Source organism: Dactylosporangium sp. NPDC051541 (genome assembly GCF_044454505.1).
Classification (GTDB): Bacteria; Actinomycetota; Actinomycetes; order Mycobacteriales; family Micromonosporaceae; genus Dactylosporangium.
Window position 1 is genome coordinate 94,818 of record NZ_JBITDU010000012.1, and the last position, 23,210, is coordinate 118,027.

Sequence of the window (23,210 nt, forward strand, 5' to 3'; positions counted from 1 at the left end):
ACGGTTGAGGCCGTGCCGAGCGCACGGACGGTGTGACGCCGGTCGCGGTAGGACTACAACTGAAGGTCCGGAGCCTCCCCAGGACCCGGTTCGCGGTGGCTCGGTCCCCAGGATCGGGCCATCGCCGTTTGATCGGGTTTGGCAGGATATGAGCTGTGCCAACCCCGCCACCGCCGGACGTCGTCGCCCTGCACGACCACTCGCCGGACGAGATCGAGTCACCCGAAGAGCTCCGGTTTCACCTGAGCCGAGGGTCCATCGCCGGCAAGATCGTTCAGGGCCTGGACCTGGCCGCCGTCGACCTGTCCGAGATCGATGTCGCCGACTCGCTGTTCATCGGCTGTCACTTCGCCGCGCTCGAGCACGTCGTGGATCTGCTGGTGCGCCGGGCCGTCGTGGTGCCCGAGTTCGCCGGCATCCCATACCCGACGCACCCGAGCCAGCTGTACACGCCCGAGGACCTGGCGGCCGGCTTCGCCTCCGACGGCTTCGACGGCATGTTCGACACCGCGGTCTACCAGCACTTCCGGGCCACCGGCGGTGCTACACCGGAGATCCGCGAGGCCGTCGCCCAGCGCATGCACGACTCCGGCATCGACAACGCTCTGGCCAACGTGACCGCCGGGTGGATCGGCGCGCGCGGGCCGGCCGCGGCGATCGGCATCATGGGCGGGCATGCGGCGCGGCGGGGCGCGGTGGAGTATCGCAACGCCGCCGAGCTCGCCTGGCGTCTGGCCCGGGCCGACCGCCTGGTGGTGACCGGTGGCGGGCCCGGCGTGATGGAGGCGGCCAACCTGGGCGCGTTCCTGGCCGAGCACCCCCTCGAGACCGTGGTCGAGGCGATCGACGCGCTGGCGGGGGCGCCTGATTTCAAGGACCACCAGCCGTACACCCAGAAGGCTTTGGAAGTCCGGAAGCGCTACGGCCGCCCGGTCCCACCGACGCCCGACTCGGCCGAGCCGGCCGACCAGGCCGCGGTCGACCCGGTCACCTGGGCCAAGCGCGGCGGCCTGGCCATCCCGACCTGGCTCTACGGCCACGAGCCGGCCAACCTGTTCGCGGCCAAGATCGCGAAGTACTTCTCCAACGCGATCCGTGAGGACACGATCCTGCGGCTGTCCCGCGGCGGCATCGTCTTCGCGCCCGGCATGGCCGGCACCGTGCAGGAGGTGTTCCAGGCCGCGACCAAGACGTTCTACGCCACCGACGGTGTCAGCGGCCCGTTCGTCTTCCTGGACGTGGCGCACTGGACCGAGCGGCTGCCGATCCGGGGGTTGCTGGAGCCGCTCCTGGCCGTCTCGCCGGTGGGGGACCTGCGCGCGCTGCTGCACATCACGGACGACGTGGCGGAGGCGGCGGAAATTCTTACGGCCTAGGTGAGTGCGTTTCGCCATTACACAAAGTGACGCTGCTGTTACGTTGGGTCAGCAATAGGTTGCAGAGAGGAAACCAGACCCCATGCCGCAGCAACGATTCTGGCGAAAACGAGCCGTAAAGCTCGCCCTGAGCACCGCCGCCGGCACTGCCATCATCGTCGGTGGCCTGCCCCACGTGGCGTACGGCGCCGCGCTGAGCGGCACCATCGCGATCACCACGCCGACGACCGGCAAGCTCGCCGCCGCCACCGCCAAGCAGGTGCTGACGCTCACCGTCACCGGCCAGACGCTCTCCGAGGCGCTGGTCACCAGCGTCGACCTCGGCCCGGACTGTCTCGCCGTCCCGACGTACATCGTCACCAGCCCGACCACGATCGCCGTCAAAACGCCGACCGCCGGCTGCGCCGCCACGACCGTGACCGCCGGTGACAACATCGTCATCAACTTCGCCGGCGGCAACACGCTGACGAAGACCGGCGGGCTCTTCTTCATCACCCCGCCGGCGATCGCGGCCGCCGCCAGCAAGCCGGTCATCACCGAGAACAGCGCGCTGCTCAACACCACCGACCAGGTGCAGCGGGTGCTCGCCGCCGGCGGCCAGACCGTCCGGGTCAAGGCCGCCAGCACCTACGCGTTCGACCCGCGCACCGCACAGGGCCTCGCGGTCACGTTCGGCGGCAAGGCCGTCACCGACCTCAAGGTCTACGACGACTCGGGCAGCGCCCCGGTTCTCGTCTCCGCCACCGCGACCTCCGCGCCGGCGGCCGGCAACTTCATGACGTTCAAGACCGGCGTCGGGATGTCCTCCAACGACGCCAGCCTGACCATCACCCAGGGTGGCGTCAGCAAGACGTTCGCGGCCAGCGACACCGGCGCCAGCGTCGTCGCGGTGCCGACGGTCACCTCGCTGAGCGTGACCTCGGGCCGGTCGAAGGGCGCGACCAGCACCGTCCTCACGACCTCCGCCCTCCCCGACAAGGACGTGACGCACTGGCAGGGCGGCTCGGCCACCTGGGCGGTGAACTTCTGCGGCAAGGCGGGCACGGTGACCGCGGTCAACACCGCCGGCACCGGCATCACCGTCACGACCCCGGACGTCAGCGACGACGCCAACGGCCTCGGCACCGGCGTGTTCGCCGGCTCCTGCCCGGTGACGATCGTCGACCAGACCGTCTCGGGCTCGCCGGTCGTCGGCCCGGTCACCCCGGGCGGCTACTTCAACTTCCTCAACGAGTAGGCGCGCACGCCAAAAGGCCCGGCTGGAGTGTCAGCCGGGCCTTTGCTTGTCCCAAGAACGAGGGCGTTACTTCGAGAGCGTGGTGCCCGTCGAGCGCAGGTGCTCGCAGGCCTCGACCACGCGCGCGGCGAGACCGGCCTCGCCGGCCTTGCCCCAGGCCCGCGGGTCGTAGGCCTTCTTGTTGCCGACCTCGCCGTCGATCTTCAGCACGCCGTCGTAGTTGCTGAACATGTGGGCGGCGACCGGGCGGGTGAACGCGTACTGCGTGTCGGTGTCGATGTTCATCTTGACCACGCCGTAGTCGAGCGCCTCGCGGATCTCCGAGAGCAGCGAGCCCGAGCCGCCGTGGAAGACCAGCGACAGCGGCTTCTCCTTGCCGTACTTCGCGCCGACCGCGTCCTGGATCGTCTTGAGGATCTCCGGGCGCAGCTTGACGTTGCCGGGCTTGTAGACGCCGTGCACGTTGCCGAAGGTCAGGGCGGCCATGTAGCGGCCCTTCTCGCCCAGGCCGAGCTTCTCGACCATCGCGAGGCCGTCTTCGACGGTGGTGTACAGCTTCTCGTCGATCGCGCCGACGACGCCGTCCTCCTCGCCGCCCACGACGCCGACCTCGATCTCCAGGACCACCTTGGCCGCGGCCGTCTTGGCCAGCAGCTCCTCGGCGATGTCGAGGTTCTCACCCAGCGGCACGGCCGAGCCGTCCCACATGTGCGACTGGAACAGCGGCTCCTCGCCCTTGGCGACCCGCTCGGTCGAGATGTCCAGCAGCGGGCGGACGAACTTGTCGAGCTTGTCCTTCGGGCAGTGGTCGGTGTGCAGCGCGATGTTGACCGAGTACTTCTTCGCGACCTCGTGCGCGAAGGCGGCCAGCGCGACGGAGCCGGTGATCATGTCCTTGACGGTCGGGCCGGAGACGTACTCCGCGCCACCGGTCGAGACCTGGATGATGCCGTCGCTCTCGGCCTCGGCGAAACCGCGAATCGCCGCGTTGAGCGTCTGAGACGACGAGACGTTGATCGCCGGGTAGGCGAACGCGCCGTTCTTGGCGCGGTCGAGCATCTCGGCGTAGACATCGGACGAGGCGATGGGCATGGGAGCGCTCCTTGGCTGTTGGATCGTGCGGTATTTGGAGCCGACAGACACGGCTCCGCGCGGACCGCGCTGTCCCTGCACGGAGTATCTCGCAGCCGCCGCCCTGGCCCGACGCCGGGTGACCAGGTGACCCGGGTCAGAGAATTGCCGGGGCACCGGAGCCTGGCGGGTCCAACCGCGTACCGTGGAGGTCGGCCGAGCAAGCGAGCGACAGGAGCCGCGGCGATGACCCAGCCAGACGAAGACCTGCTGGCCCTCGACGACCGTCTCGACCCGGACATCCGTGATCCGGAGGCCCCACCGGCGGACGCGGCCGATCAGGCACTGCCGGCCAACCCGTCGGACCGGCCCTACACGCCGCACGCGCGGCCGTGGGACGCCAACGAGTACGACGCGATCGAGCAGGACCGCGAGGTCGACCTCAGCGACGAGTACTAGACCACTGCGGGTGGGCGTCCAGCCAGGCGCCGACCCGGCCGTTGCGCATCGCGTCATAGAGCCCGTCGGCGCCGGGTGGCCCGACCGGCAGCTTGACCGCCGAGACGCCCGCGGGGTCGATGGCGCTGACCCGCCGGGACAGCTCGGCCAGTGAGATCGGTCCGAGGTGCAGCTCGAGTGCCCGGCTGAGGGCGGCGAGCACGGCCGGGTTCCGGGCGGCGGCCTTGGCGAGCTCGGTCAGATACTGGTGCAGCACCTGGCCGTCGCCGGAGCTCACGGACAGGCGCAGGCGGACGACCGCCTCGTGCGCGTCGTAATGGCGGCAGTCGGGCGTGCACAGGTCGACGCCGCCCACGGCCCGCGTGACCGCCTCCACGCCCGAGCTGTCGACGACCGCGCCACCGTCCAGGGTCAGGCCGGTCAGCCCGGCGACCGCGTCGGCGGCGAGCCGGTATCCACCGACCAGATACGCACCGTCGGCACGCTGGGGGCCGAGGCCCGGCAGGTCGAGCATGAGGTCGCGGGGGAGCAGCACGGCGTAGGCGGTCCGGGCCCCGGGGTTGACGTGCAGCAGCACGATCGCGTTGGCGTTCACCCGGGCCGGCTCGCCCGAGCCCCGGTCGATGCCGATGAGCAGCAGGTTGAGCGGCTGCCCGGGCGGTGGGGCGGCCGCCGGCGGGGCCGGGCGGGGGCTGTTGAGCAGCGGCATCAGCAGCATGGTGAGGATCGAGCACAGGAACGTCAGGCCGGAGAACACCCAGCGCCGCAGCGCCCGCAGCCGCCGGGCCCCGACCACGATCGACTCGCCGAGCTCCGGGGTGGCCGCCGGCACCAGCTCCTCCTGGCGGGCGAAGGTGGCCCGCAGCAGGTCGTCCATCATGAGCCGGCCACCGTCGTCGGCGTGACGTGGCCGCGCAGCGTGGCCAGGGCCCGGGAGATCCACGACCGGACGGTGCCGACCTTGGTGCTCATGACGTCGGCGATCTCGCCGTCGGAGAGGCCCTCGTAGTAGCGCAGCACCAGGGCCGCGCGCTGCTGACGTGGCAGCCGGTCGAGCCAGACCCACATCTCGTCGCGGTCGGCCAGGCTGTCGGCGTGATCGGGCTCCAGCCGGCCGGTGTCGAGGTCCACGCCCCGCAGCGCGACCCGGCGCAGCCACGAGCCGCGGTGCAGGTCGACGTAGGCGTTGGTGATCATGCGCTTGACGTAGCGCTCGGGCAGGTCGGCCGTGGCGATCCGGCGCCACTTGAGCTGCACCCGGATCATCGTGTCCTGGACGAGGTCCTGCGCCGTGTGCGGGTCGCCGGTGAGCATGACCGCATAGCGCAGCAGCGCCTGCAGCCGAGCCTCGACGAACTCCTCGAACGTCAACCTGGACCTTCTCCCGCCGCGCCGGCCTCCGATCCATAGACGGATCGGAGACCGGCGAACATTGCGGTCAGGGAATCAGGGGCGGATACGACGGGTCAAGCAGGCCCTTGTCGCGCAGGGCGATGTAGAGCGGCGTCGTCTCCGGGTAGTGGCCCCAGTGGTGGTCGCCGTCGCCCACCCCGACCCCGCCGAGCAACTGCTGCTGGACCGGGCTCAGGTCGTTCCACCACGGCTGCTCGGGCAGGCGCGCGACCTCGTCGCGGATCTGGATCCAGCGATACGTGTAGCCGAGGAACACGCAGCGCCGGGTGTATTCGGAGTAGTTGAACGAGCGGGCGTGCCAGATCCGGCGGTCGAAGAAGACCACGTCGCCGGCGTCGACCTTGACCTGGGTCGCGCCCGGCGGGGCGGGCCACGGCACGTCGCGCTTCGGCGGGCCGGGCAGCCAGTTGGTCTTGTGACTGCCGGGCAGCAGCGTCAGGTTGCCGCGGCCCTCCTCGGAGACGTCGGAGAGCCAGTAGGCGAGCTTCACCGACAGGCGCGGCCGCGGGTCGACCTCCAGCTCGCGGTTCTGCCGGCCGCCGTCCTGGTGCCAGTGCCAGAAGTCCGGCTTCGGCTCGTGGATGGTCGGGTGCACATCGAGGTGCGAGTGGTAGATGTGCGCGTTCCAGCCGAGGATCGACCAGACCAGCGGGAACGTCGCCGGGTGGTCGATCAGTGGGGCGAGCTCCGGGCAGCTCGTGACGGCGCTGAGCAGGTGCAGCGAGCCGTCCGCCGCGCGCGGGTGCGTGGCGTGCGCGTTGTCCAGCACCGACGCGTAGTGACGAACCTCGTCCGGGCTCAGCACGCCCTTCAGCACGAGGTAACCGTCCGTGTCGAACTGTTCCCGCTGCTCGCTCGTCATCGGCACCCAGCCGGTGTCGGCCGTCGGACCGGCCGTCGTCGTGGCAGACATGCCCCGTTCTCCAGTTCCGGCGCTGTCCACACAGCGCCTCCAACTGCAAGACGGCTGGCGGGCCCTCGACTGGAGGTCGGCCGATCGGTCAGGGTCTTCTAGCCGATTCGGGCGCAACGGAATAGACCGTTATGACGTCGGTGTGCCGTTGACAGCTACGGAGCGTCACACTCCCAGGGTGGCGGCGACGTAGCCGACGACCCGGTCGCGGGGGCCACCTTCGTCGCCGGAGGTGGCCTGGTGCAGCACGCGGGCGGTCAGTTCGAGGTCTCGGGCCCAGGCCAGCAGGCCGCGCAGCGCATAACGCCCGCACGCGGCCCGCTCCCCGATGTCACCGGGCGCGAGCCGCACGATGGCGTCGACGGTCCGGGCGTCGGCCGCCTCGGCCTGCTCCTGCGTCAGATAGTGCGAAAGATCGGTGCTGCACAGCACGATCGACCCGGGCACCGCCGCCACCGCGAGCAGGGCGGCCACCTCCTCGACCGCGGCCACCCCGATGCACACCGGCAAGACCTTGGAAAACCCCAAAACCTGAAGAAGCGGCAGTTGTACTTCCAGTGCGTGCTCATCCGCATGCGGCCGGTCATCGGCGACGGCCAACCCGCCGGCAACGAGATCGCCGACCGCCTCTGTGTCGATCGTCACAGCACCCAGCGGCGTCGACCACATGGACTCGGCCGGCACCGCCGCACCTCGCAGCGGGACCCGGTGCGCGGGCCCCAGGATGATCAGCCGCTCGGCCTCGCGACCGGCCAGGCGCCCATAGACGTGCGCGGCCGTCGGCCCCGACCACCGGTAACCGGCGTGCGGGACGACGTAGGCGAACGCGTTGTCCGGCTCCGGCTGTACCCCCGCCAAAAGCTCTTCGATCGTCGACCGCAGCTCCGTGGGGTCGCCGGGGTAGAAACTCCCGGCCACCGCCGGCGGCCTCATCCGATCCTCACCGGCAGCCGGCGCCGCCCCCACGTCCCGGCCGGGCCGTCGAACACACCCGGCACCAGGTGGCCGCACCCGCGGCAGCGGCCGTCGTCGGTGAGCCCGTAGTCGACGAGGTCGTACCAGTCCCGCACCACGACCGCGGAGCCGCAGTTGGGGCAGGCGGTGGTCTGACCGGAGGGGTCGTGGACGTTGCCCGTGTAGACGAACCGCAGTCCGGTGTCCTGGGCGATCCGCCGGGCCCGCCGCAGCGTCTCGGGCGGAGTGGCCGGCACGTCGCGCATCTTGAAATCCGGGTGGAACGCGGAGAAGTGCAGCGGGACGGAGGGCCCGAGGTGCTCCAGCAGCCACTCGCACTGCTTGTGCAGCTCCTCGTCGCCGTCGTTCTGCCCCGGGATCAGCAGCGTGGTCACCTCGAACCAGACGTCGGTGGTGCGCAGGTACTCCAGCGTCTCCAGCACCTTGTCCAGGCGCGCGAACGTGACCTTCTCGTAGAACCGCTCGCTGAACGCCTTGAGGTCGATGTTCGCCGCGTCGATGTGCCGGTAGAACTCCTCCCGCGGCGCCGCGTTCATGTAGCCGGCCGACACCGCGACCGCCTTGATCCCCCGCGCCCGGCAGGCGTCGGCGACGTCCATGGCGTATTCCATGAAGATCACCGGGTCGTTGTAGGTGAACGCGATCGACCGGCACCCCAGCCGCTCGGCCGCGGCCGCCAGCTCCTCGGGCCCGGCGGCGGCGCCCAATGTGTCGATCTCGCGACTTTTTGAGATGTCCCAGTTTTGGCAGAACCGGCATCCGAGGTTGCAACCGGCCGTGCCGAACGAAAGCACCGCGGACCCGGGCAGGAAGTGGTTCAGCGGCTTCTTCTCGATGGGGTCGACGCAGAAACCCGAGGATTTCCCGTACGTGGTCAGGACAATCCGGTCGTCCTGCCGCTCGCGCACGAAGCAGAAGCCGCGCTGGCCCTCGTGCAGCCGGCAGTTGCGCGGGCACACGTCGCACTGCACCCGCCCGTCGTCGAGCCGGTGCCAGTGTGCGGTCGCGACCACCGCCATGGTCCGAGCTTAGTCCGGCCGGAAACCTCACGTACCCTGGTGACCCGTGGAAGAAAAGACGCGCGCCGTGGGCGATCTGCTCGCCTTCAACCCTCTCGACGCGAAGGGGCTGCTGAGCACGTTCGGCGTGATCGGCGTCTGGATCATCATGTTCGTCGAGACCGGGCTGCTGGTCGGCTTCTTCTTCCCCGGCGACTCGCTGCTGTTCCTGGCCGGGGTCGCCTCCTCGTCGGCCGCGACCGACCTGCTCGGCACCCGGCTGAGCCTCACGCAGCTGCTGATCGGGGCGCCCATCTGCGCCATCGCCGGTGCGCAGCTCGGGCACTACCTGGGGGCGCGCTACGGGCGGCGGATGTTCGACCGGCCCAACTCGCGCATCTTCAAGCGGGAGTACGTCGAGAAGGCCGAGCACTACTTCGCGAAGTTCGGCCCGGCCCGGGCGGTCGTGCTGGCCCGCTTCATCCCGATCGTGCGCACGTTCCTCAACCCGGTGGCCGGGGTCGTCGGCATGCCCGCGGGCCAGTTCTTCCTGTGGAACGTGGTCGGCGGCATCCTGTGGACCGACGGCATCATCTTCGCCGGGTGGGCGCTGGCCGACCGGATCCGCAAGCTGATCCCGCCGGAGAAGATCGACACCTACCTGCTGCCGGCGATCCTGCTGATCGTGCTGATCTCCGCGATCCCGATCTTCATTGAGATCTTCAAGGGCCTCCAGGAGCGCCGCCGCGGCAAGAAGGCCGGTCCGGCGGTGGACCCGGCGAATGCGCCGACCGAGGTGTTCCCGACGATCCCGCCGGGCAACCACCGCGTGCGGGACTAGGTCCTGTTTCAGAAGTGGGGTAGGAGCGAGGCGGAGTCCAGATTTCGTCTGCGTGCGCAGCGTGGAAGGCCGGATACCGGGGTTGTATCCGGCCTTTCGCGATGTGTGCGCAGGCGGGATCTGGGCCCGCCGCAGCCCTGCCTCATTTCTGAAACAGGACCTAAGGCTAAGCAGTCGCGCCAGGGCCCTGGAGCCAGTCCGTCGGCAGTGCCGGCAATGGGCGGCCCAGGGCCAGCGCGCTGTATGTCAGCCGCGCCGCCTCTTCCAGATTGACCGCCCGCTTGTGGGCCAGTTCGACCGAGTCGGCGATGACCGCGCAGCCGTGCCGGGCCAGCACGACGCAGTTGACCCCGTCCGCACATGCCGATGCCGCCAGCTCTCCCACTTCGGGGCGGCCCGGCGGCACGAATGGTGTGGTCGCGACCTCGCGCACGTAGAAGGCGTGGTCGGTGGTGGCCAGCCGGATCGGCTCGGCCAGTGCGTCCAGCAGCAGCACGGACTGCGGATGCAGGTGCATGACGGCGCCGGCGTCGGGGCGAGCCCGGTACAGCGCCAGGTGGAGTCCAAGCTCCGATGACGGCGCGACCCCGACAGAGTTGTCAAGAGTCGCGCCGTCGCTGATTCGGACCCGAACGAATGAACCGCGGTCGAGCCGGTCGAGCCAAGTTCCGGCCGCGGTTACCCAGCATTCGTCGGCGCCTGGCGCCCGGGCGGAAAAGTTGCCACCCGAGCCCACGACGAGTCCGGCCCGCACGACCGCCCGCCCGGCGTGGACGAGTTGGTCGCGAAGGTCCCCGGTCAGGTAGTGCCCAGGGGCGCCACCTGACACTGCTAGCGAGGCGCCTTCTTGGTCGCGCGCTTGCGCGGCGGCGTCAGAAGATCGGCGATGGTGCCGATGGCGGAGGGAACGAGGCGGTAGAACGCCCACACACCCCGCTTCTCGCGCTCCAGCAGACCGGCCTCGGTCAGGATTCGCAGGTGGTGGCTCACCGTGGGCTGCGAGAGCCCAAGGGGGGCCGTCAGGTCACAAACACAGGCCTCGCCGTCCGGAGCCGACTGAATCAGGCTCAGGAGCCGGAGTCGGGCCGGGTCGGCAAGTGCCTTCAGGACGCCGGCGAGACGCTCGGCATCGGCACGGTCAATCGGCTCGCCGGCAAGCGGCGAGATCTGGGGCAGGGTCATCTCAGCCAGCGCAGTTCCCACGTATTCCATCCTTCCACCAACACCATCGACCCGCCTGCATATGCGCAGGTCCGAATCGACAATTTTTCAGCCCTGTCGGCCGAGGTCGGCCAACGAAAATGCTGAGCGATAACTCAGCCCTGCGGCGCGAACCGCCTTTTCCGCGCCTCTATCGACGATAACGGCTACACCGACTACATCGGCGCCCGCCTCTCGCAACGCGTCGACCGCAGTGAGCACACTTCCACCTGTAGTGGAGGTGTCCTCGACGGCCAGGACACGGCGGCCGGCCACATCGGGTCCTTCGACCCGGCGTTGCAGGCCATGAGCCTTGTCACTCTTACGGACGACGAATGCATCCAGGTGTCGTCCGCCTCGGGCAGCCGCCGCATGCAGCATCGCTGCGGCCACCGGGTCCGCGCCGAGGGTCAGCCCTCCCACGGCGTCGAACTCCCAGTCGTCGACCAGATCGAGGAGCACCCGGCCGACCAACGGCGCACCAGCATGGTGCAACGTCAAGCGACGGAGGTCCACGTACCAGTCGGCAACTTGTCCGGACGACAGCGTGACCCGTCCGTTGACCACAGCGAGGTCACGTACGAGTTTCAGCAGGTCGTCACGGTCGGTCATGTCCGAAGCGTACGCGCTAAACCTCCGCGGTGAATCGATGACCCGCACTCTCGGCCAAATTTAAGGCCGTCAAGGGGACAAGGGTGAATACGAAGGTGATCGCAGCGATCACCACGAGTGACGCGAGAGGTACTCGTGACGGACGATGCCAACACCCAGAGCACCCGTCGATTAACCCGAATCTTGCTCTGATTAGATCGTTGCAATGTTCGATGCACGGCTCTGAGCTGCGAATATAGCCGAACGTACAGGTCTTCGCCGCCCGGAAGCCGTTGGGAGCGTTGCCATTCGGCCCATCAGCCGAACGTACGTGACCACAATCATGTTCGATACACAGCAAATTCAATGCTTGTCGGAGTGCACACATCGACGGCCTACACCGGCTCAACGGGCGTTATTGCTCTTCATGCCCGATGCGTCCCCTCGCGCTCCGGGCAATGCGGTGGAGCAGCCGGCGCGGCGCGTGGCGCATGCCGAAGACCGCGAGCCGGTTGATCCAGCCGGGAACACTCACCAGCCGGCCCCGCCGCAGGTCCCGCAGCGCCGTCCGCACCACGGTCCCGGCGTCGAGCCAGACCCACCCGGGCGAGTGCGACATGTCGATGCCGGCCACTTCATGAAACTCGGTCCGGGTGTACCCCGGGCACAGCGCCATGACCCGCACGCCGTGCTCGCGCACGAGTTGCGCCTGCGACTCGCTGAAGTTCGTGACCCAGGCTTTGGTCGCCGGGTAGGTCGAGCCCGGCATCGTCGCCGCGAAGCCCGACACGGAGGAGACGTTCACGATCTCGCCCCGGCGCCGCTCCACCATCCCGGGCAGGGCGGCCAGCGTCAGGCGCAGCACGGCGTGGACGTTGAGGCGCAGCAGCTCCTCCTCCAACTCGGCGGTGGATCGGAGGAAGGAGCGGTTGAGCGACCGCCCGGCGTTGTTCACGAGCAGGTCGACGGGGCGGGCCGGGTCCGTGAGCCGGGCCGCCGCGGCATCGCACCCCGCGGCGGTGGCCAGGTCGGCCACGATGACCTCGACGGGCACGGACAGCTCGGCGGCGAGGGCGGAGAGCCGTTCGCCGCGGCGGGCGACGAGCACGAGCTCGAAGCCCTCCGCGGCGAGTTGACGGGCGAAGGCGGCGCCGATGCCTGCGGTGGCGCCGGTTATGAGTGCAGTGGGCACCGCCGCAGGCTAGCCGTACTCGGGTGCGCTACTGCGGCGGGCCGTAGCCGGGCTGACCGGGCTGACCCGGGTGTCCAGGCTGGCCGGGCTGACCGGGCTGGCCGTATCCGGGCTGGCCGGGGTAGCCGCCGGAGCCACCGGCGCCGGGCACCGGGGGCTCCCACTGCTGCTCCTGCTTGCGGAAGAACGGGTGCGAGGCCGGCAGCGCCAGCAGGATGATCGGCACCGCGACCGCGATGATGATCAGGATGCCGATCACCGTGGTGACGGGCTGATACCAGCCGGGGACGTCGGCGTAGATCCGGTCCTGGTAGGTGTTGTAGTCGGGCAGCTGCGGGTTGGTGCTGCGGGCCGACTCCCAGATGCTCTTCGTGAACAGCGTCGCGCCGATGCTGAAGATGCCGCAGCAGAGCGCGATACCGCCGACGACCCAGGTCAGCACCCGGGCGACCTGGTTGCCGCGGCTCACGAAGTAGCCGAGCAGGACCAGGATCACGATGATGACGAAGCCGAACACGACCCCGATCGTCGAGCCGATGCTGGTGGTCGCGTTGGCGCTGCTCTGCACACCGGCATCGTCGTAGATCTTCTGCGTCGCCGAGGCGATCTTGCCCGCGTAGAGGAGCGACAGTACGACGTTGATCACTTCGAGCGCCGCCGCCGCGAAGAGCAGCATCGAGGCGAGGTTGACGGTGGACGGCCGGGCGCGCGGCCCGGCCGGGACAGCGAATGACACGGGTGGCTCTCCTCCCAGGAAAATCCTGGGCCTCACCGTATCGAGGCCACGCTAATCCCGCAGCCGCTGCCGAATCCTGTCAAACCGAAACTAACCGTGCAGGCGCTCCTCGGCGTATCGCGCCAGGGTCGTGCTGCCCATGATGCAGCCGGTGAACGTCTTGACCTCGCCGCGCTGGCCACTGAGCTTCTGCCAGGCCGCGCGGCCGGCCGCCGCGTCGGCGTGGGTGAGCAGCTCGGCCGCGTAGACCCGGCCGGCCGGCGTGGCCTTGTCGAGCAGAGCCTCCAGCCGCGGCCGCAGGTCGCGGCCGTGCAATCGGAGACCCTCCTCGACGGCGAAGTAGGCCTTGGTGGCGGGCAGGAGAGTGCCGGCGATGCCCACACCGCCGAAGGCCAGCGTGTCGGCATCGGCCAGCAGTCGCAACTCATCGTCGTAGGCCTGCTTCTTCCACAACATCGCGGCACCCTCCTTGGCGCTCTCAACCAGCCGAAAGCTTCTAGCCCGCGCGAACGCGTAGTGACTTCTGATCGTCGGACAGGTCCACCAGCACGCGGTCCCCGTCCCTGATCCCGCCGGAGAGCAGGGCCCGGGCGAGCTGGTCGCCGATGGACGTCTGCACGAGGCGGCGCAGGGGGCGGGCGCCGTATACCGAGTCATACCCAAGACTGGCGAGCCAGTCACGTGCCGGCTCGGAAACCTCCAGCGTGAGCCGGCGGTCGGCCAGGCGGCGGCCCAGCGCGGCGAGCTGGATCTCCACGATCGAGCGCAGGTCGGACGGCGACAGCGCGTCGAACACCACCATGTCGTCGAGCCGGTTGACGAACTCCGGCTTGAAGTGGCCCCGCACGGCGGCGATGACCGCGTCACGGCGCTGCTCGGCGGTGAGCGTCGGGTCGTCGGCGAGCACGTCCGAGCCGAGGTTGGAGGTGAGGATCAGGATCGCGTTGCGGAAGTCGACCGTGCGGCCCTGCCCGTCGGTGAGCCGGCCGTCGTCGAGGACCGCCAGCAGCACGTCGAAGACGTCCGGGTGGGCCTTCTCGACCTCGTCGAGCAGCACCACCGTGTAGGGCCGGCGCCGCACCGCCTCGGTGAGCTGGCCGCCCTCCTCGTAGCCGACGTAGCCGGGCGGCGCACCGACCAGCCGGGCGACGGTGTGCTTCTCGCTGTACTCACTCATGTCGATGCGGACCATGGCCCGCTCGTCGTCGAACAGGAACCCCGCGAGGGCCTTGGCCAGCTCGGTCTTGCCGACCCCGGTCGGGCCGAGGAACAGGAAGCTGCCGGTCGGCCGGTCGGGGTCGGCGATGCCGGCCCGGGCCCGGCGCACCGCGTCGGAGACCGCCTGGATCGCCGCGTCCTGCCCGATCACCCGGCTGCGCAGCGAGTCCTCCATGCGCAGCAGCTTGGTCGTCTCGCCCTCCATGAGGCGGCCGGCCGGGATGCCCGTCCAGGAGGCGACCACGGCGGCGATGTCGTCGGCCGAGACCTCCTCCTTGAGCATCGCGCCCGCGATCTGCAGGGTGGTGAGCTCGTGCTCGGCCTGCTCCAGCTCCTTCTGCAGGCCCGGGATCACGCCGTAGCGCAGCTCCGAGACCTTCAGCAGGTCGCCGTCGCGCTCGGCCCGCTCGGCCTCGCCGCGCAGCTGCTCCAGCTGCTCCTTGGTGTTGGAGATCTTCTGGATGTGGGCCTTCTCGTTCTGCCAGCGGTCGGTGAGCGCGGTCAGCTGCTCCCGCCGGTCGGCCAGCTCGGCCCGCAGCCGCTGCAGGCGCTCGGCCGAGGCCGCGTCGGGCTCCTTGGCCAGCGCCATCTCCTCGATCTCGAGGCGGCGGACGCTGCGCTCGACCTCGTCCACCTCGGTCGGGCGGGAGTCGATCTCCATGCGCAGCCGGGAGGCGGCCTCGTCGACGAGGTCGATGGCCTTGTCCGGCAGGAAGCGGTCGGTGATGTAGCGGTCCGACAGCGCGGCCGCGGCGACCAGGGCCGCGTCGGTGATCCGCACGCCGTGGTGGACCTCGTAGCGCTCCTTGAGCCCGCGCAGGATGCCGATGGTGTCCTCGGTCGACGGCTCGCCGACCACGACCGGCTGGAACCGCCGCTCCAGCGCCGGGTCCTTCTCGATGTGCTCGCGGTATTCGTCGAGCGTGGTCGCGCCGACCATGCGCAGCTCGCCGCGGGCCAGCATCGGCTTGAGCATGTTGCCGGCGTCCATCGAGCCCTCGCCCTTGCCGGCGCCGACGACCGTGTGCAGCTCGTCGAGGAACGTGATGACCTGCCCGTTGGAGCCCTTGATCTCCTCGAGCACGGACTTGAGGCGCTCCTCGAACTGGCCCCGGTACTGCGCGCCGGCCACCATCGCCCCGAGGTCGAGGCTGACCAGGCGCTTGTCGCGCAGCGACTCCGGCACGTCACCGGCCACGATCCGCTGGGCCAGGCCCTCGACGATCGCGGTCTTGCCGACGCCGGGCTCACCGATCAGCACGGGGTTGTTCTTGGTGCGGCGGGACAGCACCTGGATCACCCGCCGGATCTCGGCGTCCCGGCCGATCACCGGGTCGATCTTGCCGTCGCGGGCGGACTGGGTCAGGTCGACGCCGTACTTCTCCAGCGCCTGGAACGTCTGCTCCGGGTCCGCGGTGGTCACCTTGCGGTCGCCCCCGCGCACCTGCGGGAACGCGGCGACCAGGGTCTCCTCGGTGGCACCGGCCTCCTTCAGCAGCGTCGCCACCGCCCCGCCGACCCGGGCCAGGCCGGCCAGCAGGTGCTCGGTCGAGGTGTATTCGTCGCCCAGCGGGCGGGCGATCTGCTCGGCGGCCGCGATCGCGTTGGCGAACTCGCGGGCCACGTTGGGCTCCGCGATGCTCGAGCCGCGGGCACTGGGCAGCCGCTCCACGGCGTGCAGGGCGGCGCGGCGCACGTCGGCGGGGTTGGCACCCACGGCGCGCAGCAGGCCGGCGGCGGTCGAGCCGCCCGTGTCCAGCAGCGCCAGCAGCAGGTGCCAAGGCTCAACAGTCGCGTGTCCGCGCTGGCTCGCCGCGTCCACGGCGGCCTTGATGACCTCGCGACTCTTGGTGGTCAGGCGTTCGGCGTTCATTGACTCCTCGTTCCAGTGCGTCCTTCAGGAGGTACGACACCCACGAGGTTGAGTCTATTCCACTCAAGTTAGAAATGCCCACGGTGATCGGACTATCGCGCTGAGACTCCCACGTGCGCCCAGTCACACCCGTTCATGTCGACGGTGCAGAGCCACACGTCACCGGACTGCTGGGCGGGATACCCCAGAATCGTCGTGGCATCGAGCCGCCGGAGCCGGAAGATCAACCGGGCCCCGGTGTCGCGGACCCGCTGCTGCGCGTCGACGACCCAGACGCCCTGCCCGCTGGCGACCAGGAGCCGGCGGTTCATCAGCACCTCGGCGTTGTAGACCTGAGAGACCTCACGCATCGAGGTCGCCTCGGTCCAGCCCCCGACCGAGCCGTCCTTGTTGAAGACGGCCTCGGCGGCGAACTGCGGCCCGACCAGCCACACATCAGACCCGTCGGGGGCCACCACCGGGCGGACCGTCGCGCCGGCCTGCGGAGTATGGGTGTTGGCCTGGGCCTTCCAGGTGCGGCCCTTGTCGGAGCTGCTCCACACGAAGATCGCGGTGCCGCCCGCGGGGGAGGTGGTGTCGGTCTTGGGCCGCCCGGCCAGCCACAGCGTGCCGTCCCCGGCCGCGGTCAGCCCGGTCCACTCGATCGGCCCGGCCGGCCGCGACGGCAGCGCGCCGCGGTTGCCGTCGGCGCCGACGATCCAGGGCTGGGCGTCGGGGCAGCCGGTCGCGGCGGTGTCCTGGCAGCCGACGGAGTACTGCTGGTCGGCCAGGTTGAGCTCGACCGGCGGCGGAGTGAGCGGGCGGCGCTCGAAGGTCCGGCCCACGTCGCGGGAGATGAAGTATCCGTCCGGCGCCGCCTTGATGATCAGCACGTTGCCCCGACCGAGCCGCATGTCGACGTCGATCGCGTCGTCGAACGGCAGCTTGCGGTTGACCCAGCTGTAGCCGCCGTCGAGGGTGATCACGAGCCCGGCCTGGCAGGCGCCGCCGGCAATGCACGAGGAGAACAGCGCATAGCCGGTGCCGGCGTCGCTGAACTCCACGCCGCGGGGCGAGGTGCCCTTCGGCACCGGCACCACGTTGAGCCGCTCGCGCGGGTTGTCGTTCGGGTTGCCGGTGGGGACCTCCTCGTACGACACGTCGTCGTCGGGAGTCTGGGCCGGTTCCGGGGTGCTCTGCGGCGCGCACGAGCCCGCGCTGAGCGTCGCGAGCAGGACCGCGGCGAGCGCGAGCACGGCTGCCCGGCGCCGGCTCACCAGCGCCAGCGCCAGAACCTGCGCTGGTAGCGCACGCGGACGCTGCTGCTGCGCACCTCGCCACCGATCCGGAACACGATGCCGGAGCCGGCGGCGTCGTAGGCCGCGGGCACCTTCTGCTGCAGCGAGCTGGCGTGCGGGGCGATGCTGTCGATGTCGGCGGTCGCGCCGCGGGGCAGCACCAGGTCGATCGAGCTGGACCGGGCCTCCAGCCGCACCTCGACGAGTTGGGTGGTGAACTGGGCGTCGGTGAAGTCGAGCTTGACCGAGCCGGCCCGGGTGGCGATGAGCAGCCGCCGGGGCACCGTCCAGCGGCCGACCCGCTTGAGGCTGGACGCCTGGTTGCGGATCTCCAGCTGCTCGGGGGCGGCGACGGGGCCGGACTGGGGCAGGTCGCCGACGTAGGGCTCGACCTCGCCATAGGTGCGGGAGCGCAGCACGCCGTCGACGCGCTCCTCGAACTCGGCCAGCGTGAGCCGGCCCTCGGCCACGGCAGCGTTGAGCTGGGCGACCACGAGCTCCCGCTCGGCGTCGGAGATGCGCATGTCCGGCCGGTCGCTCACGCCGACACCTCCGCAAGCTCCGGCGCCGGCCCGAGCCCAAGCCGAGCTGGCCAGATCGCGGCCACTGCGCTTCGCTCCGTACCGCTCACGTCATAAACCTTAAACCGCGGCGGGGCCTCATAGATATCCCGCAGCGAGCCGGCTTAGCTGATCCGGCGGGGCTGGCGGACGAGGCCGCCCTCGCACCAGTCGTGGTATTCGAACAGGTCGGGCCGGGCCAGCAGCATGCGGACGTTGTGGGCCCAGGTGGCCAAGACCTCGTCGCCGTTCTGCTCGGCCTGCTCGACGAACTTCTTCAGCCGCCGCTTCGGGTGGGCCCGGAAGTGCGTGCGGATGCCGTCGGCGGCGTAGATGTACATGCAGTGCAGCGCGAACCGGCGGGCCGGGCAGCCCGGGTCCATCGCCAGCTCGAAGAGGGTGCCGATGAGTCGGTCGCCGGCCACCAGCAGGTCCCAGTCGGGCGGCATGGTGTGCAGCAGCGAGGCATCAGGGTGGTAGGCCCATGCCTTCAACTCGGCAGGGCTAGGGTCGACCGGGTTCTCAAAGCCCCGGAATCCCGCTTGTGTCACGCTCACCGTCAGCTCCCGTGGCCAGCGGGTCCTGGTTTCCGACGGAAACTTAGCCCGGACAAGGCGCCAAGGGAAGAGGCGACCGCCTGCTTACTCTTGGTAAACTCTAATTTAGGGTGATTTATCGGTTCAGGCAGCGGCTCGCAAAGCCTGCGGACAGACCGAGGGGCGCCTCTCGCGAGACGCCCCTCGAGGTGACCACACCCCTTGCGTAGCCGCTCCGGTCAGCCTCCGGAACGACCGCACCATTCCCTGATTCTGTGGTGCCCCCGGCGGGCCGGGGGCAAACCTGGTTCAGGAGTTCTTTGTGGGGCGCCAGACCACCAGTGCGGTCGGATGCTGGTTGGACGGCACCAGATCGCGCCGCGGGAACCCCGCCGACTCGATGTGGGCCAGCCGGGCCCGCGTGTGCGCGAGCTCGTGCTCCAGGTCCGCCACCCGCTGGCGCAGGTCGCCGACCATGGCCTCCAGCTCGATGATCCGTTTGATGCCGGCGAGGTTGACGCCCTCCTCCTGGCTGAGCCGCTGCACCTCGCGCAGGAGCGCGACGTCGCGCTCGCTGTAGCGGCGTCCGCCGCCGGAGGTGCGGCCGGGCTGCACCAGGCCCATGCGGTCGTACTGCCGCAGGGTCTGCGGGTGCATCCCGGCCAGCCGCGCCGCGATGGAGATGATCAGGACCTTCGCGTCGGAGACCGCCTCGAAGCTGATGAACACCTCAGCCCGGGTGACATCGTCATCGTTGTTCATAACTGCTGCGCTCCCGTGCGATCGCGTCGAGCCGCTCGCGTGGAGCCGGCGGCGCCGCAGCCGCATAGTCGGACAGGGCCTTGCGAGCCTCCTCGGACAGCTCGGCCGGCACGTGAACGTCGATCGTCACGAGGAGGTCGCCGACGTTGCCGTCGCGCCGTGCGACGCCCTTGCCGCGCACCCGCAGCGTCCGCCCGCTCGGCGTGCCCGGGGGCACCCGCAGCGTCACGGTCGCGTCGAGTGTCGGCACGCGCAGGTCGGCCCCGAGGGCGGCCTCCGCGAACGTCACCGGCACCGTGAGCGTCAGGTCGTCGCCGGCCCGGCCGAAGACCGGGTCGGGGCGGACCTTGATGAGCACGAACAGGTCGCCGGGCGACCCGCCCCGGGTCCCGGGCTCGCCGCGGCCGGCCAGCCGGATGCGCTGACCGTCGGCCACCCCGGCCGGGATGCGCACGTTGATCGTGCGGGTCTTGGTGACCCCGCCGGTCCCGTGGCACTCGGGGCACTTCTCGTCGACGATGGTGCCGACGCCCTGGCACTCGCGGCAGGGCTCGGTGAAGCTGAACGAGCCCTGGTTGCTGCTCACGACGCCGAGGCCGCGGCACTTCGGGCAGGTCCGCGGGGACGTGCCGGGAGCCGCGCCGTTGCCGTGGCAGGTCTCGCAGGTGCCGGGGGTGCGCAGGGTGATGGGCAGCGTCGCCCCTTGCACCGCGTCGACGAAGTTGAGGACGACCTCGGTCTCGACGTCCCGGCCGCGGCTGCGCCGCCCGGTCGCCGGGGCCGCTCCGCCGCCCGAGAAGATCGAGCTGAACAGGTCCGAGAAGCCGGCGCCGCCAAAGCGCCGGTCTCCACCCGGCCCCGCCGGGCCGCCCGCGGCGGTCCCGGCGTTGCCGAACAGATCGGTGAAGTCGAACCCGGGCCCGCCCGCACCCGCCGGGCCTCCGGCCCGGGCGTTGCGGCGGAACTGGCCCGCGCCGAACAGCGACCGCATCTCGTCGTACTCTTTGCGCCGCGCCGGGTCGGAGAGCACGTCATATGCCTCCGACACCGCCTTGAACCGCTCCTCGGCCTCCGCGTTGTTCGGGTTGCGGTCCGGGTGCAGCTCACGCGCGAGCTTGCGGTACGCCTTCTTGATCTCGTCGGTGCTAGCGGATTTGGTGACGCCCAGAACCGCGTAGAAGTCCTTTTCCAACCAGTCCTTCGAACTCATTGCGCCACCTCCTCCAGCGTTCGTCTACTCCGGGTCGGCGACTGCGACCAGCGCCGGTCGCAGCAGCCGCTCGCCGAGGAGGTAGCCGCGCCGCATCACGTCGATGCAGGTCGGCTCGGTCACCTCGGCCGAGGTCAAATGGGCCACCGCCTCGTGGCGGGTGGGGTCGAACGGGTCGCCCTTGGCCCCGAAGACGGTCAACCCGAACTTGGTCAGCGCACCGACGAGCTGCTCCGACACCGCCCCGAACGGCCCGACCAGGTCGCCGTGGTCACGGGCCCGGTCGATGTCGTCGAGGACCGGCAGCAGCGCGCCCAGCACGTTGGCGCTCGCCTGCTCGACCACCAGCGCCCGGTCGCGGTCGACCCGCTTGCGGTAGTTGGCGTATTCGGCCGTGACCCGTTGCAGGTCGCGCGTGCGCTCGTCGAGATCGGTGCGCAGCGCGGCCAGCTCCGCGCCCAGCCCGTGCTGGTGCTCGTCGTCGGTCGTGCCCTGTGCGGCAGCCTGGTTGGGCTCGTCGTCGGATTCAGCACGGTGCTGGGGTGCGTGCACCGTGAACTCCTCGTCCACGATCTCACCCTCCACCGGCTTCTCCTCTTCCTTTTCCTCGTCTTCCGGCTCTTCGGCAGCCTGGGACAGGGCGGTCTCGTCGACCGCCCCCTCCTCGGTTACAGACGCCTCCGGCGTGGCCGGCTCCTTGGCATCCGTCACTTCTTGTTGTCCTCGTCGATGATCTCGGCGTCGACCACGTCCTCGGGGCCGCCGGTGCCGGCCTGGGCCCCGGTGGCACCCGCACCGCCGGTGGCACCGGCGCCCGCGGCACCGGCCGCGTCACCCGCGGCCTCCTGGCGCTGCTGCTCGTAGAGGGCGCTGCCGGCCTGCTGCGAAACCTGGGCGAGCTTCTCGTGCGCCGCCTTGATCCGCTCGGTGTCGTTGCCGCCGAGCGCGCTGCGCAGGTCGCCCAGCGCCTCGTTCATCTGGTCGCGGGCGTCGGCCGGGATCTTGTCGCCGCTCTCGGCCAGGAACTTCTCGGTCTGCCACTGCAGGGCCTCGGCCAGGTTGCGGGTCTCGGCCTCCTCGCGCCGGCGCTTGTCGTCGTCGGCGTGCTCCTGCGCGTCGCGCATCATCCGCTCGATGTCGTCCTTCGGCAGCGCCGAGCCGCCGGTGATCGTCATCGACTGCTCCTTGCCCGTGCCCAGGTCCTTGGCGGACACGTGCACGATGCCGTTGGCGTCGATGTCGAAGGTGACCTCGATCTGCGGCACACCGCGCGGCGCCGGCGGGAGGCCGGTCAGCTCGAAGGTGCCGAGGCGCTTGTTGTAGGCCGCCATCTCGCGCTCGCCTTGGAAGACCTGGATGAGCACGGAGGGCTGGTTGTCGTCCGCGGTCGTGTAGACCTCGGAGCGCTTGGTCGGGATCGTCGTGTTGCGCTCGACCAGCTTGTGCATGATGCCGCCCTTGGTCTCGATGCCCAGCGACAGCGGGGTGACATCGAGCAGCAGGACGTCCTTGACCTCGCCCTTGAGGACACCGGCCTGCAGGGCGGCGCCGACGGCGACGACCTCGTCCGGGTTGACGCCCTTGTTGGGCTCCTTGCCGGTCATCTGCTTGACCAGCTCGGACACGGCCGGCATCCGGGTCGAGCCGCCGACCAGGATGACGTGGTCGAGCGTGGAGACGTTGAGGCCGGCGTCCTTGATGGCCGACTCGAACGGCACCTTGGTCCGGTCGAGCAGGTCCTGCGTCATCCGCTGGAACTCCGAGCGCGACAGCTGGGTGTCCAGGTGCAGCGGACCGTCGGGGCCGGCGGTGATGTAGGGCAGGTTGATCGACGTCGTGGTGGCCGCGGACAGCTCGATCTTGGCCTTCTCGGCCGCCTCGCGCAGTCGCTGCATGGCCATCTTGTCGGCCGCCAGGTCGATGCCGTGCTGGCCGCGGAACGTCTTGACCAGGTGGTCGATGACGCGCTCATCCCAGTCGTCGCCACCGAGGCGGTTGTCGCCGGCGGTCGACTTGACCTCCACGACCCCCTCGGCGAGCTCGAGGACGGAGACGTCGAAGGTGCCGCCGCCGAGGTCGAAGACCAGGACGGTCTGCTCCTTGGAGCCCTTGTCCAGGCCGTAGGCCAGGGCCGCGGCGGTGGGCTCGTTGACGATGCGCAGCACGTTGAACCCGGCGATCTCGCCGGCCTCCTTCGTGGCGGTGCGCTGAGCGTCGTTGAAGTATGCCGGCACGGTGATGACCGCGTCGGTGATCTGCTCGCCCAGGTAGGCCTCGGCGTCGCGCTTGAGCTTCATCAGCACCCGCGCGGAGATCTCCTGCGGGGTGTACTTCTTGCCGTCGATGTCGATGGCCCAGTTGGTGCCCATCTCACGCTTCACAGAGCGGATGGTCCGGTCCGGGTTGGTGACGGCCTGGCGCTTGGCGACCTCACCGACCAGCACCTCGCCGTTGCGGGCGAAGGCGACGATCGACGGCGTCGTGCGCGCACCTTCGGCGTTGGCGATGACGCTGGGCTCGCCGCCCTCCAGGACACTGACCACCGAGTTGGTGGTTCCGAGGTCGATGCCGACCGCACGTGCCATAGCTGCTTGACCTCCATGAGACGGTCGACGGGGAGCGCCGGCCGCGAAGTTGAGTGACTGTCACTCAATAGTGCCACGAGACCGCTGATCGTCAAGTGGAACCTTGAGCCTGTCTGACGCAACTCCGGGACGGCCGGGGTGATTCCCGGGGTGCGGTTGCGCTCGGTCACATTGATGCTTACGTCCG

Annotated in this window: 23 protein-coding genes and 1 pseudogene; 4 read left to right on the plus strand and 20 right to left on the minus strand. The window is 70.0% G+C overall.

The window, feature by feature from the left end; translation table 11 throughout:
- Window positions 1–155 precede the first annotated feature (155 nt).
- Together ACIA8L_RS40495 and ACIA8L_RS40500 are read left to right on the plus strand one after the other, a co-directional pair.
- Window positions 156–1,376 carry an LOG family protein gene (locus ACIA8L_RS40495; protein ID WP_395913052.1) on the plus strand — a complete coding sequence of 407 codons (1,221 nt, stop codon included), beginning with the start codon at window positions 156–158 and terminating at the stop codon, window positions 1,374–1,376.
- 82 nt (window positions 1,377–1,458) lie between these two features.
- Window positions 1,459–2,613 (plus strand): hypothetical protein, encoded by a 1,155-nt coding sequence (locus tag ACIA8L_RS40500; protein WP_395913054.1) that lies wholly within the window; start codon window positions 1,459–1,461, stop codon window positions 2,611–2,613.
- 66 nt (window positions 2,614–2,679) lie between these two features.
- Here the strand turns inward: ACIA8L_RS40500 and fbaA are convergent, their stop codons facing one another.
- The gene (gene fbaA / locus ACIA8L_RS40505) at window positions 2,680–3,705 is read right to left on the minus strand and encodes a class II fructose-bisphosphate aldolase (RefSeq protein WP_395913056.1); all 1,026 of its coding nucleotides are present in this window, start codon (window positions 3,703–3,705) and stop codon (window positions 2,680–2,682) included.
- 225 nt (window positions 3,706–3,930) lie between these two features.
- On the opposite strand from fbaA, the gene ACIA8L_RS40510 reads away from it, so the two are divergent.
- Window positions 3,931–4,143: a hypothetical protein gene (locus tag ACIA8L_RS40510; RefSeq protein ID WP_395913057.1), complete on the plus strand. Its 213-nt coding sequence runs from the start codon at window positions 3,931–3,933 to the stop codon at window positions 4,141–4,143.
- Here ACIA8L_RS40510 and ACIA8L_RS40515 read toward each other — a convergent pair.
- From ACIA8L_RS40515 to amrS, 5 genes are all read right to left on the minus strand, one after another.
- Entirely contained in the window at window positions 4,127–5,023 is an 897-nt protein-coding gene (locus ACIA8L_RS40515) for an LCP family protein (RefSeq protein ID WP_395913059.1), read from the minus strand. The two genes, ACIA8L_RS40510 and ACIA8L_RS40515, sit on opposite strands and share 17 nt — an antisense overlap.
- On the minus strand, window positions 5,020–5,514 hold the full coding sequence (locus ACIA8L_RS40520) for a SigE family RNA polymerase sigma factor (protein ID WP_395913061.1): 495 nt from the start codon (window positions 5,512–5,514) through the stop codon (window positions 5,020–5,022). Before ACIA8L_RS40520 ends, ACIA8L_RS40515 begins: the two co-directional genes overlap by 4 nt.
- 67 nt (window positions 5,515–5,581) lie before the next feature.
- Window positions 5,582–6,469 carry a phytanoyl-CoA dioxygenase family protein gene (locus ACIA8L_RS40525; protein ID WP_395913063.1) on the minus strand — a complete coding sequence of 296 codons (888 nt, stop codon included), beginning with the start codon at window positions 6,467–6,469 and terminating at the stop codon, window positions 5,582–5,584.
- A 165-nt stretch (window positions 6,470–6,634) separates the two neighbouring features.
- Complete coding sequence (gene amrB / locus ACIA8L_RS40530) at window positions 6,635–7,402, minus strand: AmmeMemoRadiSam system protein B (protein ID WP_395913065.1); 768 nt, start codon at window positions 7,400–7,402, stop codon at window positions 6,635–6,637.
- On the minus strand, window positions 7,399–8,463 hold the full coding sequence (gene amrS / locus ACIA8L_RS40535) for an AmmeMemoRadiSam system radical SAM enzyme (RefSeq protein WP_395913067.1): 1,065 nt from the start codon (window positions 8,461–8,463) through the stop codon (window positions 7,399–7,401). The genes amrB and amrS overlap by 4 nt, the downstream gene beginning before the upstream one ends.
- A gap of 46 nt (window positions 8,464–8,509) precedes the next feature.
- Here amrS and ACIA8L_RS40540 point away from each other — a divergent pair, with 46 nt between their 5' ends.
- Complete coding sequence (locus ACIA8L_RS40540) at window positions 8,510–9,283, plus strand: DedA family protein (RefSeq protein ID WP_395913069.1); 774 nt, start codon at window positions 8,510–8,512, stop codon at window positions 9,281–9,283.
- Window positions 9,284–9,449: 166 nt separating this feature from the next.
- Here the strand turns inward: ACIA8L_RS40540 and ACIA8L_RS40545 are convergent, their stop codons facing one another.
- From ACIA8L_RS40545 to dnaK, 14 genes and pseudogenes are all read right to left on the minus strand, one after another.
- Window positions 9,450–10,211 (minus strand): class II aldolase/adducin family protein, encoded by a 762-nt coding sequence (locus ACIA8L_RS40545; RefSeq protein ID WP_395913071.1) that lies wholly within the window; start codon window positions 10,209–10,211, stop codon window positions 9,450–9,452.
- Entirely contained in the window at window positions 10,115–10,495 is a 381-nt protein-coding gene (locus tag ACIA8L_RS40550; protein WP_033359976.1) for a helix-turn-helix transcriptional regulator, read from the minus strand. Before ACIA8L_RS40550 ends, ACIA8L_RS40545 begins: the two co-directional genes overlap by 97 nt.
- A gap of 57 nt (window positions 10,496–10,552) precedes the next feature.
- Window positions 10,553–11,095: an orotate phosphoribosyltransferase gene (gene pyrE, locus ACIA8L_RS40555; RefSeq protein WP_395913074.1), complete on the minus strand. Its 543-nt coding sequence runs from the start codon at window positions 11,093–11,095 to the stop codon at window positions 10,553–10,555.
- A gap of 394 nt (window positions 11,096–11,489) precedes the next feature.
- Complete coding sequence (locus ACIA8L_RS40560) at window positions 11,490–12,266, minus strand: SDR family NAD(P)-dependent oxidoreductase (protein ID WP_395913076.1); 777 nt, start codon at window positions 12,264–12,266, stop codon at window positions 11,490–11,492.
- 28 nt (window positions 12,267–12,294) lie between these two features.
- On the minus strand, window positions 12,295–13,002 hold the full coding sequence (locus tag ACIA8L_RS40565) for a hypothetical protein (RefSeq protein ID WP_395913078.1): 708 nt from the start codon (window positions 13,000–13,002) through the stop codon (window positions 12,295–12,297).
- Window positions 13,003–13,092: 90 nt separating this feature from the next.
- Entirely contained in the window at window positions 13,093–13,458 is a 366-nt protein-coding gene (locus tag ACIA8L_RS40570; RefSeq protein WP_395913079.1) for a hypothetical protein, read from the minus strand.
- A 40-nt stretch (window positions 13,459–13,498) separates the two neighbouring features.
- On the minus strand, window positions 13,499–16,093 hold the full coding sequence (gene clpB, locus ACIA8L_RS40575; RefSeq protein WP_395913081.1) for an ATP-dependent chaperone ClpB: 2,595 nt from the start codon (window positions 16,091–16,093) through the stop codon (window positions 13,499–13,501).
- Between the two features lie 92 nt (window positions 16,094–16,185).
- Window positions 16,186–17,349: a hypothetical protein gene (locus tag ACIA8L_RS40580; protein ID WP_395913083.1), complete on the minus strand. Its 1,164-nt coding sequence runs from the start codon at window positions 17,347–17,349 to the stop codon at window positions 16,186–16,188.
- Window positions 17,346–17,912, minus strand: coding sequence for a DUF1707 domain-containing protein (locus ACIA8L_RS40585; protein WP_395913085.1), 567 nt, complete (start codon window positions 17,910–17,912; stop codon window positions 17,346–17,348). The genes ACIA8L_RS40580 and ACIA8L_RS40585 overlap by 4 nt, the downstream gene beginning before the upstream one ends.
- 143 nt (window positions 17,913–18,055) lie before the next feature.
- Entirely contained in the window at window positions 18,056–18,487 is a 432-nt protein-coding gene (locus tag ACIA8L_RS40590; protein WP_395913087.1) for a hypothetical protein, read from the minus strand.
- Between the two features lie 288 nt (window positions 18,488–18,775).
- Window positions 18,776–19,228: a heat shock protein transcriptional repressor HspR gene (locus ACIA8L_RS40595; RefSeq protein ID WP_395913089.1), complete on the minus strand. Its 453-nt coding sequence runs from the start codon at window positions 19,226–19,228 to the stop codon at window positions 18,776–18,778.
- Complete coding sequence (gene dnaJ, locus ACIA8L_RS40600) at window positions 19,215–20,438, minus strand: molecular chaperone DnaJ (protein ID WP_395913091.1); 1,224 nt, start codon at window positions 20,436–20,438, stop codon at window positions 19,215–19,217. Before dnaJ ends, ACIA8L_RS40595 begins: the two co-directional genes overlap by 14 nt.
- Before the next feature lie 24 nt (window positions 20,439–20,462).
- Window positions 20,463–21,086 (minus strand): annotated as a pseudogene (gene grpE / locus ACIA8L_RS40605) (nucleotide exchange factor GrpE); the annotation flags it as partial.
- A gap of 59 nt (window positions 21,087–21,145) precedes the next feature.
- Window positions 21,146–23,023 carry a molecular chaperone DnaK gene (gene dnaK / locus ACIA8L_RS40610; protein WP_395913093.1) on the minus strand — a complete coding sequence of 626 codons (1,878 nt, stop codon included), beginning with the start codon at window positions 23,021–23,023 and terminating at the stop codon, window positions 21,146–21,148.
- Window positions 23,024–23,210: the final 187 nt, after the last annotated feature.

What these genes read in the sequence shown, in the direction of transcription:
- clpB (WP_395913081.1), bottom strand. Translation starts at nt 16,093, where the DNA reads ATGAACGCCGAACGCCTGACCACCAAGAGTCGCGAGGTCATCAAGGCC.
- pyrE (WP_395913074.1), bottom strand. Translation starts at nt 11,095, where the DNA reads ATGACCGACCGTGACGACCTGCTGAAACTCGTACGTGACCTCGCTGTG.
- ACIA8L_RS40500 (WP_395913054.1), top strand. Translation starts at nt 1,459, where the DNA reads ATGCCGCAGCAACGATTCTGGCGAAAACGAGCCGTAAAGCTCGCCCTG.
- ACIA8L_RS40550 (WP_033359976.1), bottom strand. Translation starts at nt 10,495, where the DNA reads ATGGAATACGTGGGAACTGCGCTGGCTGAGATGACCCTGCCCCAGATC.
- dnaJ (WP_395913091.1), bottom strand. Translation starts at nt 20,438, where the DNA reads ATGAGTTCGAAGGACTGGTTGGAAAAGGACTTCTACGCGGTTCTGGGC.
- ACIA8L_RS40515 (WP_395913059.1), bottom strand. Translation starts at nt 5,023, where the DNA reads ATGATGGACGACCTGCTGCGGGCCACCTTCGCCCGCCAGGAGGAGCTG.
- ACIA8L_RS40570 (WP_395913079.1), bottom strand. Translation starts at nt 13,458, where the DNA reads ATGTTGTGGAAGAAGCAGGCCTACGACGATGAGTTGCGACTGCTGGCC.
- ACIA8L_RS40595 (WP_395913089.1), bottom strand. Translation starts at nt 19,228, where the DNA reads ATGAACAACGATGACGATGTCACCCGGGCTGAGGTGTTCATCAGCTTC.
- amrS (WP_395913067.1), bottom strand. Translation starts at nt 8,463, where the DNA reads ATGGCGGTGGTCGCGACCGCACACTGGCACCGGCTCGACGACGGGCGG.
- ACIA8L_RS40510 (WP_395913057.1), top strand. Translation starts at nt 3,931, where the DNA reads ATGACCCAGCCAGACGAAGACCTGCTGGCCCTCGACGACCGTCTCGAC.
- dnaK (WP_395913093.1), bottom strand. Translation starts at nt 23,023, where the DNA reads ATGGCACGTGCGGTCGGCATCGACCTCGGAACCACCAACTCGGTGGTC.
- ACIA8L_RS40525 (WP_395913063.1), bottom strand. Translation starts at nt 6,469, where the DNA reads ATGTCTGCCACGACGACGGCCGGTCCGACGGCCGACACCGGCTGGGTG.
- amrB (WP_395913065.1), bottom strand. Translation starts at nt 7,402, where the DNA reads ATGAGGCCGCCGGCGGTGGCCGGGAGTTTCTACCCCGGCGACCCCACG.
- fbaA (WP_395913056.1), bottom strand. Translation starts at nt 3,705, where the DNA reads ATGCCCATCGCCTCGTCCGATGTCTACGCCGAGATGCTCGACCGCGCC.